At 61.9% G+C, this 16,146-nt stretch carries 14 protein-coding genes; 7 read left to right on the plus strand and 7 right to left on the minus strand.

Annotation, left to right across the window (positions count from 1 at the left end):
- Window positions 1–7: 7 nt before the first annotated feature.
- Window positions 8–442: a PTS galactosamine/N-acetylgalactosamine transporter subunit IIA gene (gene agaF, locus ACJ8IJ_RS14185; RefSeq protein WP_004931813.1), complete on the plus strand. Its 435-nt coding sequence runs from the start codon at window positions 8–10 to the stop codon at window positions 440–442.
- 36 nt (window positions 443–478) lie between these two features.
- On the opposite strand, the gene ACJ8IJ_RS14190 is transcribed toward agaF, so the two are convergent.
- Window positions 479–2,206, minus strand: a complete 1,728-nt coding sequence (locus ACJ8IJ_RS14190; protein WP_131165563.1) for an ABC transporter ATP-binding protein/permease — start codon at window positions 2,204–2,206, stop codon at window positions 479–481.
- A 205-nt stretch (window positions 2,207–2,411) separates the two neighbouring features.
- Here ACJ8IJ_RS14190 and ACJ8IJ_RS14195 point away from each other — a divergent pair, with 205 nt between their 5' ends.
- A complete protein-coding gene (locus ACJ8IJ_RS14195; RefSeq protein WP_131165564.1) occupies window positions 2,412–3,119 on the plus strand; it encodes a tetratricopeptide repeat protein in 708 nt (235 codons plus the stop codon).
- Window positions 3,120–3,147: 28 nt separating this feature from the next.
- Here the strand turns inward: ACJ8IJ_RS14195 and ACJ8IJ_RS14200 are convergent, their stop codons facing one another.
- Window positions 3,148–3,795, minus strand: coding sequence for a DsbA family protein (locus ACJ8IJ_RS14200; protein WP_004931818.1), 648 nt, complete (start codon window positions 3,793–3,795; stop codon window positions 3,148–3,150).
- 74 nt (window positions 3,796–3,869) lie between these two features.
- Complete coding sequence (locus ACJ8IJ_RS14205; RefSeq protein ID WP_004931820.1) at window positions 3,870–4,754, minus strand: MBL fold metallo-hydrolase; 885 nt, start codon at window positions 4,752–4,754, stop codon at window positions 3,870–3,872.
- Window positions 4,755–4,862: 108 nt separating this feature from the next.
- On the opposite strand from ACJ8IJ_RS14205, the gene ACJ8IJ_RS14210 reads away from it, so the two are divergent.
- Window positions 4,863–5,771: a LysR family transcriptional regulator gene (locus ACJ8IJ_RS14210; protein WP_015378928.1), complete on the plus strand. Its 909-nt coding sequence runs from the start codon at window positions 4,863–4,865 to the stop codon at window positions 5,769–5,771.
- Between the two features lie 27 nt (window positions 5,772–5,798).
- Here ACJ8IJ_RS14210 and ACJ8IJ_RS14215 read toward each other — a convergent pair whose 3' ends face one another.
- Complete coding sequence (locus ACJ8IJ_RS14215) at window positions 5,799–6,722, minus strand: LysR family transcriptional regulator (RefSeq protein WP_021505677.1); 924 nt, start codon at window positions 6,720–6,722, stop codon at window positions 5,799–5,801.
- Window positions 6,723–6,855: 133 nt separating this feature from the next.
- Here ACJ8IJ_RS14215 and lysA point away from each other — a divergent pair, with 133 nt between their 5' ends.
- Complete coding sequence (lysA, locus tag ACJ8IJ_RS14220; protein ID WP_021505676.1) at window positions 6,856–8,118, plus strand: diaminopimelate decarboxylase; 1,263 nt, start codon at window positions 6,856–6,858, stop codon at window positions 8,116–8,118.
- A 27-nt stretch (window positions 8,119–8,145) separates the two neighbouring features.
- On the opposite strand, the gene ACJ8IJ_RS14225 is transcribed toward lysA, so the two are convergent.
- The 3 genes from ACJ8IJ_RS14225 to galR all read right to left on the minus strand — a co-directional run bounded on the left by ACJ8IJ_RS14225 (window position 8,146) and on the right by galR (window position 9,977).
- A complete protein-coding gene (locus tag ACJ8IJ_RS14225; protein WP_004931828.1) occupies window positions 8,146–8,448 on the minus strand; it encodes a helix-turn-helix domain-containing protein in 303 nt (100 codons plus the stop codon).
- 5 nt (window positions 8,449–8,453) lie between these two features.
- Window positions 8,454–8,798 (minus strand): type II toxin-antitoxin system RelE/ParE family toxin, encoded by a 345-nt coding sequence (locus ACJ8IJ_RS14230; RefSeq protein WP_004931830.1) that lies wholly within the window; start codon window positions 8,796–8,798, stop codon window positions 8,454–8,456.
- A 159-nt stretch (window positions 8,799–8,957) separates the two neighbouring features.
- On the minus strand, window positions 8,958–9,977 hold the full coding sequence (gene galR, locus ACJ8IJ_RS14235; protein ID WP_004931832.1) for an HTH-type transcriptional regulator GalR: 1,020 nt from the start codon (window positions 9,975–9,977) through the stop codon (window positions 8,958–8,960).
- A 220-nt stretch (window positions 9,978–10,197) separates the two neighbouring features.
- Here galR and ACJ8IJ_RS14240 point away from each other — a divergent pair, with 220 nt between their 5' ends.
- From ACJ8IJ_RS14240 to lplT, 3 genes are all read left to right on the plus strand, one after another.
- The gene (locus tag ACJ8IJ_RS14240; RefSeq protein ID WP_442518659.1) at window positions 10,198–12,456 is read left to right on the plus strand and encodes a molybdopterin guanine dinucleotide-containing S/N-oxide reductase; all 2,259 of its coding nucleotides are present in this window, start codon (window positions 10,198–10,200) and stop codon (window positions 12,454–12,456) included.
- Window positions 12,457–12,801: 345 nt separating this feature from the next.
- The gene (gene aas / locus ACJ8IJ_RS14245; RefSeq protein WP_131165567.1) at window positions 12,802–14,955 is read left to right on the plus strand and encodes a bifunctional acyl-ACP--phospholipid O-acyltransferase/long-chain-fatty-acid--ACP ligase; all 2,154 of its coding nucleotides are present in this window, start codon (window positions 12,802–12,804) and stop codon (window positions 14,953–14,955) included.
- Window positions 14,955–16,139, plus strand: a complete 1,185-nt coding sequence (lplT, locus tag ACJ8IJ_RS14250) for a lysophospholipid transporter LplT (protein ID WP_131165568.1) — start codon at window positions 14,955–14,957, stop codon at window positions 16,137–16,139. Before aas ends, lplT begins: the two co-directional genes overlap by 1 nt.
- The last annotated feature ends 7 nt before the right edge of the window (window positions 16,140–16,146 follow it).

Raw genomic sequence — 16,146 nt, forward strand, 5'->3', positions numbered from 1 at the left:
GCGGGCTATGCCAGGCATTGTGATTACCGGCCACGGCGGTTTTGCCACCGGGCTGTTGCAGGCGGTGGAACAGGTGGTGGGGCCGCAGCGGCACTGTGCGGCGGTCGATTTCCCCGAACAGATGAGTACCGCGCAGCTCAACGACGCCTTACGCTCGGCGCTGGCGGCGGTGGCGCAGCCGGACGGTGTGGTGTTCCTGACCGATATGCTCGGCGGTTCGCCGTTTCGCAGCGCCTGCGAGCTGGCGGATGCGCAGGGCGATTGTGAAGTGCTGACCGGCGTCAACATGCAGTTGGCGGCGGAAATGATGCTGGAGCGCGATGGGCTGAGCCTGGATGAATTTCGCGAGATGGCTTTGGCGTGCGGTAAACGCGGGCTGACCAGCCTGTGGCATGAACGCCGCCGGGTGAAGTGCGAAGACGCACAGGCCGATGGCATCTGAACGAAAACCGGGCGCGCCTGCGCCCGGCTTCGTGAGTTATGCCGGCAACGGGCTCAGCGCCAGGCGCGCCGGTTGGTCTTCGCCGCGGCTGAAGCGCCAGCAGGTCTGGTGGTACTTCGCCACGCTGTTGCGGTGCGCTACGCTGATCAGCGTCATGTCCGGCAGTTCATCCACCAGCAGGCAGTACATCAGTTGCTCGGTTTCGTCGTCCAGCGCGCTGGTGGCTTCGTCGAGGAACAGGAGGTTCGGGCGAATCAACAGGGCGCGGGCGAACGCCAGCCGCTGTTGCTCACCCGGCGACAGGCGATGGCTCCAGTTAGCGGAGGTATCCAGCCAGCGCTGCAGGTGTTTCAGACGGCAGTTTTCCAGCACCCGCATCAACTGTTCGTCGCTGTATTCTGACGCCAGGCTCGGGTAGCTCAGCGCCTCGCGCAGCGTGCCGATCGGAATGTAGCTGCGCTGGGGCAGGAACAGCGTGTTGGCGTTGGCCGCCACCCCGATGGCGCCCGCGCCGTAAGGCCAGATACCGGCGATGGCCCGCAGCAGCGTCGACTTGCCGCAGCCGGAAGGGCCGACGATCAGCAGGCGATCGCCGCGTTGCAGCGTCATCTCGGCGCCGGCCAGCAGCGGTTGGCCGTCGGGCAAGTTCAGGCTGAGGTTATCCAGCGTCAACGGATGGGCGCTCTCTTCCCGCAACTGAATGCCGCGCGGCTGATGGTGAACCTGATCGACAGCGGCGTTGAAGCCGGCCAAACGGTTAACGCAGGCTTTCCAGGTCGCCAAGTCGTTAAACGCGTCGATAAACCACGAAAGCGCACCCTGTACCTGGCCGAAGGCCGAGGCGATCTGCATCAGGCCGCCCATCTGAATGGCGCCGGAGAAGTAGCGCGGCGCCGCCACCAGCAGGGGAAACACGATGGCGAACTGGCCGTAGAAGTTGGTGGCGATGTTGAGCCGCCGGGTGATGCGCATGATCGCCCACCAGTTGCTGCGAATGGTGTCGAAACGGCCACCCAACTGTTGCACCTCGCGCGGTTCGCCGTGGTATAGCGCAATGGCATCGTTGTTTTCGCGGATGCGGATCAGGCCGAAACGGAAGTTCGCCTCATACCGCTCCTGGTTAAAGCCCAGCATGACCAGCGGTTTGCCAACCCACCAGATCAGCAGCGATCCCAGCACCGCATACAGCAGCGCGAACCACACCATATAGCCGGGCAAGGTGATGGCGTGTTGACCGAGCGCGAAGGTCATCGGCCCGCTGACGTGCCATAAAATGTCGATAAAGGAAAACAGCGTCACCAGGCTGGAGAGCAGCCCGAGCGACAGTGACAGGGTATATTGGGTCAATACGTTGAGATCTTCGGCGATACGCTGGTCGGGGTTATCGACGATCTGCTGCTGCTCGGTATGGTAATACGCCTGGTGCGCCAGCCATTTTCCCATGAACTTTTCCGTCATCCAGCGCCGCCAGCGCATCTGCAGCCCCTGAGTCAGGTAGATCTTGTAGACCGCCAGCACGATGAAGATCAGCGCCAGATAGGTGAAGCGCCACAGCTGCGCCTTGAACACCGGGTAGTTTTTGTTCTGCAACGCATCGTAGAACACCTGGTTCCACTGGTTGATCTGCACGCTGATATAGACCAGACCGAGCGACAGGATGACGATGGCGATCAGCATCGCCCAGGCGCGCCATCGCTCCTCAGACACCCAAAAGGGTTTGATCAGCTGCCACACGGCGTGTTTCTGCAAGGGGGTTGCGTTCATAACGGCTCGATAATTGCGGTATTTTGTTCAGCATGGGCTGCGGGCCGGTAACAAACAAACCGCGACTGTAAGCAGTTTTGACTCCGCTAACCGTTTGAAATAATGCGGCTGAATCGTCAGCGGCACGCTGGCGGGCGCAATTGCGGCATACACTCCGGCGCAGGGCGGTTATACTGGCGCCGAATTTTTGCAGAAAGGATAAACGATGAAGGCTTGGTTTCCCCTGTTGCTGACCTGCGGCGTCTTCGCCAGCGCCCGGGCCTGGGCGCACATTGACGAGCCGGACATTGCCGCCGACTGTCAAAAGGTGGCGAGCTACGCCGAACTGGGAAAAAAGGCCTATCAGCGGCAAGATTACGCCAAAGCCGCCGACATCTTTCGCGATCAGGCGGCCTGGAGCGAGTTTTGCGGCCTGAGCGAGCAGGCCGTCGCCACGGCTTACAACAACGTGGCGCTGTCGCTGATGCACGCCGGCGAATTGCTCAAGGCGCAGGCCTATCTGGCGCTGGCGCCGCACGATGACAAATCGCAGCACAACCTGAGCCTGTTGCGCCAACGGCTGGCGCAGCGGCCGCAGCCGCAGGGGCCGGGCGGCGTGTACTGGCAATACGCCGGGCGCGGCGTGTGGAGCGAAGTGGTGGTGAAGCCGCAGGGCGAGCGCTGGCTGATCGATTTCTCCGGCTACGCCATGCCGCAGATGGGGCTGTATTACGGCCCGAACATGGGCGACTTCTCCGCCGAGCTGCCAATTGAGCACGGCAAGGCCGTCTACCACCAGCACGAGTCGGACAGCGCGCAGGTCTGCGACGTGACGATGGAGTTTGGCGAACAAGCGCTGGAGATGCATACGCGGGGGGATTGCGGGTTCGGCCACAACGTGCGGGCGGAAGGGCGATTCGTGCGGGTCGAATGACCCGCCCCGACAACCGGGGCGAGGAGGGTTACGCCAGCGCGGCGGCGCCCAGCAGGTTTTTCCAGGCTTCCACATTACCCAGATAGTTGCCGGCCGGCAGCAGATGCAGGCGGCCATCACTATCCTGCAGCGCAAAGGTCGGGAAGCCCTGGCCTTGCACTTTGGCCAGCAGCGCCCGGCTTTCCGCGATGTGTTGCGCGGTCGGTGCGCCGCTGTTGAAGCGCATTTCGGCGATAAACGCCGCCGAAGGCAACCCCAGCTCTTTCGCCAACGCCTCCAGCACCGGCGTGTCGGCGATGCGCCGGCCTTCCTTATAGTGTGCCTGTTGAATGCGGTGCAACATATCCAGCCCGCGTCCAGACAGCTTTTCCGCCGCCAGGATAGCGGTGATCGGCGGTTCGGAATCCATCACCGCCGTGGTGTCGCGCAGCAGGCCGTTGAAATAGGCTTCGCCGAACGGCTGGCCCGTCATTTCGGCGATGCGTTTGTCGTGCGGAATGACGTAGTTGCGCCACTCGTCGGTGATCTGGCGGCGATTGTTGCCGGTCATCATGCCGCCGGCGTGCGGCACGATCTTCAGCCCGGGGAGGCTCTGAGCCGCTTTCACCAGCGGCGCGGCGCCATAGCACCAGCCACACAGCGGATCGAAAATGTAATGCAGAGTGGTTTCGGTCATCTTTACTTTTACTCCTCGCTTGGCGCGCGGCAGCTCGCCGCGACGCCAGGGCTGGCTCAATCACGCAGGGGCGCTTATTGCGGCCACTTCATCTCGCCTTTCAGCACTTTCGCGCTCAGTTCCAGGCTCGATTCGTCTTTCAGCGTCGGGTAGTGCTTTTTCATCGCTTCAATCAGCGCGGCGGAATCCTTGGCCTTCGGCAGTTCGGCTTCCAGCGTGGTCAGGTATTTCTGGGTAAAGTGCACCGATGCCAGCGTCTGTGCGGCACCCGGCAGGAAGTGGCCCGGCACGACGACCTGCGGCTTCAGCGCTTCGATGTTTTTCAGCGTCTGCTGCCAGTGCTGGCGCGATTCCACGGTCTGGTTGTCGGCGATCCACGGATGGATATTGTCACCGGCGACCGCGACGCCGCCCACGACCGCTTTCAGCGCCGGGATCCAGACGAAGGTGCGATCGGGGGTCGGGCCGTTCAGGCCTTTCACTTCCACTTTCTGGCCGTCGATGGTGAAGCTGTCGCCCTGCAGCGGCTGCGGCACGATCACGGTTTTCGGCGCGTTGTCTTTCAGGATCGGGCCCCAATAGGCGACTTTGCCGTCTTTGGTGGCGTTGATGTCCTTGATGGTGCCAGGCGAAGCGATGATTTTCGCCTCCGGGAAGGCCGCCTTAATCACGTCCAGACCGAAATAGAAATCCGGGTCTGAGTGGCTGATATAAACGGTGGTCAGCTTCTTGCCGGTCGCCTTGATCTTTTTCACCAGCTCTTCGGCATCGTTACGCTGGAACTGAGCGTCAATCAGCGCCACTTCGTGTTGGCCGCTGACGATTTCGGAAGACACCGGGAACACGCTTTTCTCGCCCGGGTTATACACTTCCATGGTCAGGGTATCGGCAGCGGTGGCGTAGGTGCTCAGGGTGGCGACGCCGGTGAAGGCCAGAGTTAACAGTGATTTCTTAAACATGGGCAGAGGTCCTTAGGTATCGGTTAATGTTGTAACGATGTTAGGTTGCATAAAGCGATAGAAAAACCGGATAATAAGCAATTATTCGTTGCATAAATCGGACTAATCATGGATCGCATTACCGCCGCTGAAGTTTTTGTCACCATCGTCGATCGCGGCAGCATGATCGCCGCCGCGGAAACGCTGGAGATGTCGCGCGCGATGGTGACGCGCTACCTGGCGCAGATGGAGCAATGGGCCGGCGCGCGTTTACTGCACCGCACTACCCGTAAGCTTAGTCTGACCGACGCCGGTGAGCGTACTCTGGAACGTTGCCGACAAATGCTGGCGCTGGCGGGAGAGATCGACCTGGTGGAGGAAGGGCAGAGCGACGAACTGCGCGGCCTGCTGCGCATTACCTGTTCGCAGTCGCTCGGGCAAACGGCGCTGGTGGGGGCGGTCGCTCAGTATCTGAAGCGTCACCCGCAGGTGGCGGTCGATCTGCAGATGAACAACCGGGCGGTGAACCTGGTGGAAGAGCGCATCGATCTGGCGCTGCGCATCACCAACGAGCTGGATCCCAACCTGATCGCCCGTCCGCTGTCCACCTGCGCATCGGTGGTGTGCGCCGCGCCGGCGTATCTGGCGGCACACGGCACCCCGCGCCAACCGCAGGATCTGGCGTTGCACAACTGCCTGACCTACTCCTATTTCGGCAAAAGCCTGTGGCACTTCGATGCTCAGGGGGTGAAATCGGCGGTGGCGGTCAGCGGCAACCTGAGCGCCAACGAGTCGGTGGTGTTGATGGCCGGCACGGTGCAGGGCGCGGGCATTTCCATGCAGCCCTATTATTCGGCGGCCCCGCTGCTGGCCAGCGGCGAACTGGTCGAATTGTTGCCGGATTACCGGCCGCAGTCGATGGGCATCTACGGCATCTACACCTCGCGTCGCCAGATGCCCGCCACCTTGCGCACCATGCTGGACTTTCTGGTGGAGTGGTTCGCCACCGATCCGCAGTGGCAGGCGACGCTGCGCTAAGGTCTCGGCAATATTCCCTGGTCGCTTTCAGCGCCTGACAGCGGCGGCCAGCCGGGCGGAGAAGCGTGCCGCCTGCTGATGCAGATGGTCGATAAAGGCCGTGACCAGCGCCGATGAAGGGCGGTGCAGCGGCCGGATCAGGCTGACGGTGAACGGCACGTCGATGCTGAACGGCCGCACGTGCACGCCGCTGCCGGCATAGTCGAGCGCCGTCAGCGGGTTAACGATCGACACCCCCACGCCGGCTCTCACCATGGCGCACACCGACGCCGCACTGTGCGTTTCCATCACCATGCGGCGCTCGACGCCCTGTTCGCCGAACAGCGCATCCAGCAAGTGACGATAGCTGTCGGTGCTCGACAGGCTGATAAAGTTCTGCCCGGCGAAGTCCTGCGGCGTCAGCTGGTCTTTTACCAGCAGCGGGTGGCCCGTCGGCAGCACGCACACTTCGTTCAACGTCATCAGCGTCACCCGTTCGGTGCCCGCCGGCGTGAGGGTGGTTTCCGTCAGCCCGAGATCGTGGCGCTGGGCAGACAGCCACTCTTCCAGCAGCGGCGACTCTTGCGGGATCACGCTGAAGCTGACTTCCGGATAACGTTCGATAAAGGGTTGGCACACCGCCGGCAGCAGCGATTGGGAGAATACCGGCAGGCACACGATCGACAGCTGCGCCTGCTGAAACTGGCGGATGCCGGCGGCGGCGTTGACGATGCGATCGAGGCCGTAATAGGAGCGCTGTACCTCTTCGAACAACCGTAACCCTTGCACGGTGGGGGACAAACGCCCGCGCACCCGGTCGAACAGCTGCAGCCGAATCAGCTTTTCAAAGCGCGCCAGCTCGCGGCTGACGGTCGGTTGCGAGGTTTGCAGCAGGGCTGCCGCCTCGGTCAGGTTGCCGGTGGTCATCACCGCCCGAAAGATTTCGATCTGCCGCAAAGAGATACTGTGCATGGCGAGGCCGCTCGACTGTAGAGAAAGCCATATCATAAATGAATAGACTACGGCTAAATAGATATTTTCCACTCGATTCAGCGTGCGGCACTATGGCTTTATCTGCCGTCATTTTCGAATTGGGAATATCGCCATGCCACGCCCGTTGCACGACACCTCCACCGCGTTGAACGCCGCTAACCTGCTGGCCTTGCCGCAGCGTTTCGGTTGCCCGGTCTGGGCCTATGATGCGGACATCATCAGCCAGCGCATCGCTCAGCTGCGCCACTTCGACACTATCCGTTTCGCGCAGAAGGCCTGTTCGAACATTCATATTTTGCGCTTGATGCGCGAGCAGGGCGTGAAGGTGGATTCGGTGTCGCTGGGCGAGATCGAACGGGCGCTGCAGGCCGGCTTTCAGCCAGGAGGCGAACCGAGCGAGATCGTGTTTACCGCGGACGTGTTGGATCACGCCACGCTGGCGCGCGTCAGCGAATTGAAGATCCCGGTTAACGCCGGTTCCATCGACATGCTGGATCAGCTCGGCCAGGTTTCCGCAGGGCATCCGGTGTGGCTGCGCATTAACCCGGGGTTTGGCCACGGCCACAGCCAGAAAACCAACACCGGCGGCGAGAACAGCAAGCACGGCATCTGGTATGCCGACCTGCCGCAGGCGGTGGAGAAAATTCGCCGCTACGGCCTGAAGCTGATCGGCGTGCATATGCATATCGGCTCCGGCGTCGATTACCAGCATCTGGAGCGGGTCTGCGATGCGATGGTGCAGCAGGTGATCGATCTCGGTCATGACATCAGCGCCATTTCCGCCGGCGGTGGCCTGTCTATCCCGTATCAGTACGGCGAAGAGGCGATCGATACCGAACACTATTTCGGTTTGTGGAACCGGGCGCGTGAACGCATCGCCGCGCATCTGGGGCATCCGGTACAGCTGGAGATCGAACCCGGGCGTTTCCTGATGGCGGAAGCGGGCGTCTTGGTGGCCGAAGTGCGGGCGGTAAAAGACATGGGCAGCCGCCACTTCGTGCTGGTGGACGCCGGTTTTAACGATCTGATGCGCCCGGCGATGTACGGCAGTTACCACCATATTTCGCTGTTGCCGGCCGATGGGCGCGATACCTCGGGGCAAGCGCTGCGCGACACGGTGATCGCCGGGCCGTTGTGCGAATCCGGCGACGTGTTTACCCAGCAGGCGGGCGGCGGCGTGGAAACCCGCGAGCTGCCGCCGGTGCAGATCGGCGATTATCTGGTGTTCCACGATACCGGCGCTTACGGCGCGTCGATGTCCTCCAACTACAACAGCCGTCCGCTGTTGCCTGAAGTGCTGTTCGAAAACGGCGAGCCGCGTTTGATCCGCCGCCGCCAGACCATCGAAGAACTGATCGCGCTGGAACTTATCTGATCAGCGGGCGGGCGCCTGGCGCCCGCTTCACAGCGTCATGCGGCGGTGCTGGCCATTGGGCAATTGCACATCCAGCGACAGCGTGCCGCCCATCGCCTCGATATAGCGTTTGAGCGACGACAGTTTGATTTCGCTGCCGCGCTTTTCCAAATTGGCGACGGAGGGTTGGCTGATGCCGAGCCGCTTCGCCAATTCAACCTGAGAAACCGCCAACTCTTCCCTCAGCATCGCCAGCCGCAGCTCGAAAATCTCCTGATCCGCTTTTTGCCTGGCGGCGGCAACGACGGCGGGATCGAGTTTATCGATCAGTTGGGATAAAGGTTTGGCCATCTGCATTACCTCCGGGTTGCCAGATAATGTGAAAACTCCATGGCGGCGATGGGCAACATGCGCTGGTAAAAGCGTTTGTCGCCGGTTTTATCGCCGCCGCACAGCAATACCGCTTGCCGCTGTGGATCAAAGGCGAAAAACACCCTGAAAGGGCGCCCGCGATGTTGAATGCGCAGCTCCTTCAACTGCCGGACCGCGTCGGAAAAATGCAGCGTATCGGCATGCGGCCGCGCCAATTGCGGACCGAACGTCTGCAATTTGTAGATCGCCGCCAGGATGCTTGTTTGCTGGGCGTTGTTGAGCGCTAAAAACCAGTCGTCAAACCGTTCGACGGTCACCACTTGCCACATGACGCGCTCCGAATATAGCGTTTATGCTATATAGTGTAAAGGTTATTGTGCCAACAATATGCACGAACGCTGGGAGCGGAAAAAATCCAAAAGCGGGAAATGCGGCGGGCTGCGCAATCTGAGCGCATGGGTGACGGCTCACCCATGCGGCGGCGGGAATTACGGCTGTTCGTGTGCGTTGTTGAGGGTGGCGACCGAGTGGCGGCGCACCAGCGTCGGGCTGAACATGTTGGTGATTTCCGGCAGCGGTTGCCGGTTGGCCAGCGCCAGCGCCAGCTCCGCCGCCTGGGTCGCCATCGCCACGATCGGGTAGCGAATGGTGGTCAGGCGCGGCCGAAGATAGCGCGAAATCAGCACGTCGTCGAAACCGATCAGCGAAATTTCCCCCGGTACGTCGACGCTGTTATCGCTCAGCACCGACAGCGCGCCGGCGGCCATCGGATCGTTGTAGCAGGTAATGGCGGAGAACGAACGGCCGCGGCCGAGCAATTCGGTCATCGCCTGTTCGCCGCCGATCTCGTCCGGTTCGCCGTAGGCGATCAGCTTTTCATCCACCGCAATGCCGTGTTCCCGCAGCGCGTCGAGATAGCCCTGCAGACGATCGGTGGCGTCGGAAATCTGGTGGGTGGAGCAGATGATGGCGATGCGCTGATGCCCTTGCTGGATCAGATGACGGGTTGCCAGCCAGGCGCCGTAGCGATCGTCGAGCGCCACGCAGCGCGTTTCGAAGCCCGGCAGCGTGCGGTTGATCAGCACCATGCCCGGGATCTGTTGCATCCAGCCGCAAAGTTCCTGATCGCTCAGCCTTTTGGCGTGCACCACCAGCGCTTCGCAGCGGTGCCTCACCAGCTGTTCAATCGCCTGACGCTCTTTTTCGGCGTCGTGGTAACCGTTGCCAATCAGCAGAAAATTGTGGGTGGCGTAGGCCACTTGCTCGACCGCTTTGACCATCGCGCCGAAGAAGGGATCGGAAACGTCGGAGACGATCAGCCCCAGCGTCTCGGTGGATTGCTGCGCCAGCGCCCGAGCGTTGGCGTTAGGGTGATACTGCAGCTGTTCCATCGCGGCCTGCACCGCGGTGCGCGACCCTTCGCTGGCCTTGGGGGAATTGTTTATCACGCGGGATACCGTGGCCACGGAAACCCCCGCCAGCCTGGCAACATCCTTTATCGTAGCCATATCAGTCAACACATCCTGGGTAATCGCTTACATCCCCCAGTTTTGCGGAAAAAAACCGGGGCTGCAAGCGGTCTCGTGCGCAACTTGTGGCGGCGGTTGCAGAATCTCTTCGAGTCTGTACGCATAACCAACTGCTACCGAACGATAGCGCAATTTGTACGTTGGCACCGGCGGTGGGCTGAGGTAACGTCTGTGCATTCCGATTTGCGCCGAGAACGCCATGTCCATTAAACGCTATCCGCAGCTCGCCCATTGGGGCGCTTATACCGCCCTGGTTGAAGACGGCCGGCTTATCCGTTGTGAACCCTTCGTCGACGATCCCGACCCTTCGCCGCTGCTCGATTCCATCGCGCCGATGGTTTACTCCGACAAACGCATTCGCAAGCCGGCGGTGCGCCGCTCGTGGCTGCAAAAGCGCGAGGGCAGCGACCGTACGCTGCGCGGCAGGGAAGATTTCGTCGAGGTGGACTGGGAATTGGCGCTCGATTTGGTGGCGCAGGAGAATCGCCGGGTGCGCGAGCGCTACGGCGCCTCCGGGTTGTTTACCGGCTCTTATGGCTGGTCGTCGGCCGGGCGGCTGCACCATGCCCGCTCGCTGGTGCGGCGATTCTATTTCAGCGGCGGCGGCGGGGTCGATCAGCAGGGCAACTACAGCTGGGGCGCAGCGCAGTTCTTTCTGCCGTATGTGATCGGCACTTTCTCGCCGTTGACCGGGCGCGTCACCAGTTGGCCGAGCGTGGTGGAGCATTGCGAGCTGTTTGTGGCGTTTGGTGGGTTGGCGCTGAAAAACGCTCAGGTCTCTTCCGGCGGCGCGGCGGAACATGCGCTCAAGCCCTGGCTGCAAAAGCTGGCGCGCAAGGGCACGCCGGTGGTCAACATCAGCCCGATGCGCGATGATTGCCCCGAGTTCGTCAATGCGGAATGGATCCCGATCCGGCCGAATACCGACGTGGCGCTGATGCTGGCGCTGGCTTACGAAATCCAGCGGCTGGGCGCGCAGGATGAAGCCTTCCTGCACAGCCACTGCGTGGGTTATCAACAGTTGGCGGATTACCTGAACGGCGTGAGCGACGGCGTGGCGAAAACGCCTGCCTGGGCCAGCGCTATCACCGGCATTCCGACGGCGCGCATAGCGCTGTTGGCGCGGCAGCTGATCGGCGTGCGCAGTTTTATCACCTGTTCCTACTCCGTGCAGCGCGCACATCGTGGCGAGCAACCGTACTGGATGATGATCGCGCTGTCGTCGATGCTGGGCCAGGTGGGGCTGCCGGGCGGCGGTTTCTCGTTCGGCCACGGCTCGATGAACGGCGTCGGCAATCCACGCGTGGACACGCCTGCGCCGACCATGCCGGTAGGCGATAACCCGGCCGGGCTGGCGATCCCGGTGGCGCGCATCTGCGACATGCTGCTGCACCCCGGCGAAGCCTATCAATTTTGCGGCGAGACGCGGCATTATCCGGATATCCATCTGGTGCACTGGGCCGGCGGCAACCCGTTCCATCACCATCAGCAGTTGAATCGGCTGGTGGAAGGTTGGCAGAAGCCGGATACGGTGATCGTCCAAGATATCTGGTGGACGGCGGCAGCCAAAATGGCGGATATCGTGTTGCCGGTCACCAGTTCGCTGGAACGCAACGACATCGGCGGCTCGTCGCGCGATCGTTACGTGCTGGCGATGCATCAGGCCATTGCGCCGCAGCATCAGGCGCGCAACGATTTCGATATCTTCGCCGATCTGGCCGAGCGTCTCGGTTATCGCGAGCGCTTTACCGAAAACCGCGATGAGCGCGCCTGGATCGAAGCTATCTATCGGCAATGCGGCGCGGCGCAGCAGCGCGCCGGCGTCGCCTGGCCCGAGTTTGAGGCGTTCTGGCAACGGGGCTATGTCGAGCTGCCCGCGCCGGCCAAAGAGTTTGTATTTTTTGACGCGTTTCGCGCCGATCCCCAGGTTAACCCGCTGCAAACGCCCAGCGGCAAGATCGAATTGTTCAGCGAGCGGATCGCCGGCTATCGCTACGAAGATTTCGCTCCGCATCCGCAGTGGCGGCCGCCGGTGGAGTGGCTGGGTGCGCCGCAGGCCAAAAACTGGCCGCTGCACCTGATCTCCATTCAGCCGAGCGATCGCCTGCATAGCCAGATGGATCCGGCGCCGCTGGCGCAGGGCAACAAGACCGCCGGGCGCGAAACCCTGTATATGCATCCGGACGATGCGGCGCCGCGCGGCGTGGCGGACGGCGCCGAAGTGCTGGTCAGCAATGCGCGCGGCAGCTGTCTGGCGGGGGTCTCGCTCACCGATGGTGTGACGCGCGGCGTGGTGCTGATGGCAACCGGTGCCTGGTTCGAGCCGGGTTTCGACGCGCAGCGCCGGCCGCTCGAGCAGGCGGGCAACCCGAACGTGCTGACGCTGGATATCGGCACCTCATCGTTGACGCAGGGGCCGAACGCCATGAGCTGCCTGGTCGAGGTCAGCGCGCGATGAGTGAAGATTTCACGTCTGGGTCACTGGTTCGTCGTTGTTATATTTATTTTTTCGTCGCTGCGGGAAGGTTTAAGTTTCATTGAGTTATTACAGCAGATCGCGGGAAATTTACAGCTGGTTGCATTTGGAGCAGAACTCTTGCGATTCGACGGTAGTTTCCTGCACGCCATCTCTCTAGAGTAGGTGATCCCAGAGGTATTGATTGGTGAGAAATCAGCATACTCTGTATGTTGAAGCCATTTTCAATTGCACCAACCTACGCGGATGCGTAGGTTTTTTTTTGCCTGCCATATAGTATTCTTTTCCCTACAACGATTTACGCCTCCATGGCCAAGGGAGAAGGGCATGATCTTTTCACTGCTGCGCGCGCTGTTTCGCCTGTTGTTTCGGGTACGGGTCGAAGGGGACGTCCAGCACTTCGAACGGCAAAAATTACTGATTACGCCGAACCACGTCTCTTTCCTCGACGGCGTACTGCTGGCGCTGTTCCTGCCGATAAAACCGGTGTTTGCGGTCTATGCCAGCATCGGCGAGAGCTGGTTTATGCGCTGGCTGCGGCCTTACATCGATTTCGTCTCGCTCGATCCCACCAAGCCGATGGCCATCAAGCAGCTGGTGCGCATGGTCGAACAGGGGCGGCCGATCGTGGTGTTCCCTGAAGGGCGCATCACCGTAACCGGCGCGCTGATGAAAATCTACGACGGCGCGGCGTTTATCGCCGCCAAATCGGGCGCCACCGTGGTGCCGGTGCGGATCGACGGCCCCGAATTCAGCCCGTTCGGCCGCATGGCCGGGGTGTTCAAGATCCGCTGGTTTCCGCAAATCAGCATCCGCATCTTGCCGCCGACCACGCTACCGATGCCGGAGGCGTCGCGTGCGCGCGAGCGTCGGGCGCTGGCGGGCGATCGGCTGATGCAGATCATGATGCGGGCGCGCATGGAGACGCGCGAACCGCAGACGCTGTTCCATGCCTTGCTGGCGGCGCAGCAGCGCTATGGGCGCCGCAAGCCCTGTATCGAAGACATCGCTTTCAAAGAGGACAGCTACCAAACGCTGATCAAGAAATCGCTGGGCGTCAGCCGCATTCTGCAGCGCTTTACCGCCGAAGGGGAGCACGTCGGGCTGCTGTTGCCCAACGCCACCATCACCGCAGCGGCGATCTTCGGCGCTTCGCTGCGCAACCGCATTCCGGCGATGCTCAACTACACCGCCGGCGTCAACGGCCTGAACAGCGCGATGACCGCCGCCGGCATCAAGACCATCGTCACCTCGCGCCAGTTCCTGGAGAAGGGCAAGCTGACCCACCTGCCGGAACAGGTGCCGCAGGCTAACTGGGTGTATCTGGAAGATCTGAAAGATACGGTCACGCTGGCGGATAAGCTGTGGATCCTGCGGCACTTGCTGCAACCGCAGCGCGCGGCGTTGCCGCAACGCCCGGAGGATGCGGCGCTGATCTTGTTCACTTCCGGCTCCGAAGGCCACCCCAAGGGCGTGGTGCATTCGCATGCCAGCCTGCTGGCCAACGTAGAACAAATTCGCACCATCGCCGATTTCACGCCGCGCGACCGTTTCATGTCATCGCTGCCATTGTTCCACTCGTTCGGCCTGACGGTGGGGCTGCTGACGCCGCTTCTTACCGGCAGCCGCATTTTCCTCTACCCCAGCCCGCTGCACTATCGCGTGGTGCCGGAGTTGGTGTATGACCGTAACTGCACGGTGCTGTTCGGCACGGCGACCTTCCTCAACAACTATGCGCGCTTCGCGCATCCGTATGATTTCGCCCGCCTGCGCTATGTGGTAGCCGGCGCGGAGAAACTGGCGGACAGCACCAAACAGATCTATCAGGATAAATACGGCATCCGCATTCTGGAAGGCTATGGCGTGACCGAGTGCGCGCCGGTGGTGTCGATCAACGTGCCGCTGGCGACCAAGGTGGGCACCGTTGGCCGCATCATGCCGCAGATGGAGGCGCGTTTGATCGCGGTGCCGGGCATCGATAACGGCGGCCGCCTGCAGCTGAAGGGGCCGAATATCATGAAAGGCTATCTGCGGGTTGAACGTCCCGGTGAGCTGGAACCGCCGGCGGCGGAAGATGCGAACGGTGTGCTGCAGCCGGGTTGGTATGATACCGGCGATATCGTCAGCCTGGATGAGCAGGGGTACTGCACCATTCGCGGACGCGTGAAGCGCTTCGCCAAGCTGGCGGGCGAGATGGTGTCGCTGGAGAGCGTCGAATTGCTGGCGCAACGACTGTCGCCGGAAAAACTGCATGCCGCCACGGTCAAAAGCGACAGCAGCAAAGGCGAGGCGCTGGTACTGTTCACCACCGATCCCGCCATTACCCGCGAGGCATTGCTGCGGGTGGCGCGCGAGCTGGGCAGCCCGGAGCTGGCGGTGCCGCGCGATATTCGCCTGTTGAAAACGCTGCCGGTGCTCGGCAGCGGCAAACCTGATTTCGTCACCCTGCGTCATATGGCCGAACAGCCGGAGAGTGCCTGATGAATCCTTCGACCGAATCCCCTTTGTTGTCACGCGGCATGATCGCCGTGATCAGCGCGCAGTTCCTCTCGGCGTTCGGCGACAATGCGTTGCTGTTCGCCACGCTGGCGCTGATCAAGCAGCAGCTGTATCCGGACTGGAGCCAGCCGATCCTGCAGATGGCTTTCGTCGCCACCTACATCATCCTGGCGCCGTTTGTCGGCCAGGTGGCCGACAGCTTCGCCAAAGGGCGGGTGATGATGTTCGCCAACGCGTTGAAGCTGGCGGGGGCGTTGGTGATCTGTTTTGGGGGGAACCCGTTTCTGGGTTACAGCCTGGTCGGCGTGGGGGCCGCCGCGTATTCTCCGGCCAAATACGGCATTCTGGGCGAGATCACCAGCGGCGAGAAGCTGGTCAAGGCTAACGGCCTGATGGAGGCCTCGACCATCGCCGCCATTCTGACCGGTTCGGTGGCCGGCGGTATTCTGGCGGACTGGCACGTGGTCGCGGCGCTGGCGGCCTGCGCGTTGGTTTACGCGGGGGCGGTGGTCGCCAACCTGTATATTCCACGTCTGGCGGCGGCGCGCCCAGGGGCTTCATGGCGGCCGCGGGCCATGACGAACAGTTTCTTTACCGCCTGCGTCAAATTATGGCGCGATGGGCAGACGCGTTTCTCATTGATTGGCACCAGCCTGTTTTGGGGGGCCGGCGTGACGCTGCGTTTTCTGTTGGTGCTGTGGGTGCCGGTGGCGCTTGGCATCGCCGATAACGCCACGCCGACGCTGCTGAACGCCATGGTGGCCGTCGGCATCGTGGTGGGCGCGGGTGCCGCCGCGCGCTTCGTCACGCTGAAGACGGTGAAACGCTGCATGCCGGCCGGGATCCTTATCGGCGTCGCGGTCGCGGTGTTTGCGTTGCAAACGACCATGCTCAATGCCTACGTCTTGCTGGCGATCATCGGCATGCTGGGGGGCTTCTTCGTGGTGCCGCTCAATGCGTTGCTGCAGGAGCGGGGCAAACATTCGGTCGGCGCCGGCAATGCGATCGCGGTGCAAAACCTGGGTGAAAACGCCGCCATGTTGCTGATGCTGGGCCTGTATTCTTTGGTTGTGAAGCTGGGCGTGCCGGTGGTGGGCGTCGGCGTAGGGTTTGGCGTGGTGTTTGCTCTGGCGATTAGCACATTGTGGTGGTCTCAGCGGCGGTGAAACGGGG

Source organism: Serratia sp. CY40230 (assembly GCF_052168835.1).
Taxonomy (GTDB): domain Bacteria; phylum Pseudomonadota; class Gammaproteobacteria; order Enterobacterales; family Enterobacteriaceae; genus Serratia; species Serratia nematodiphila.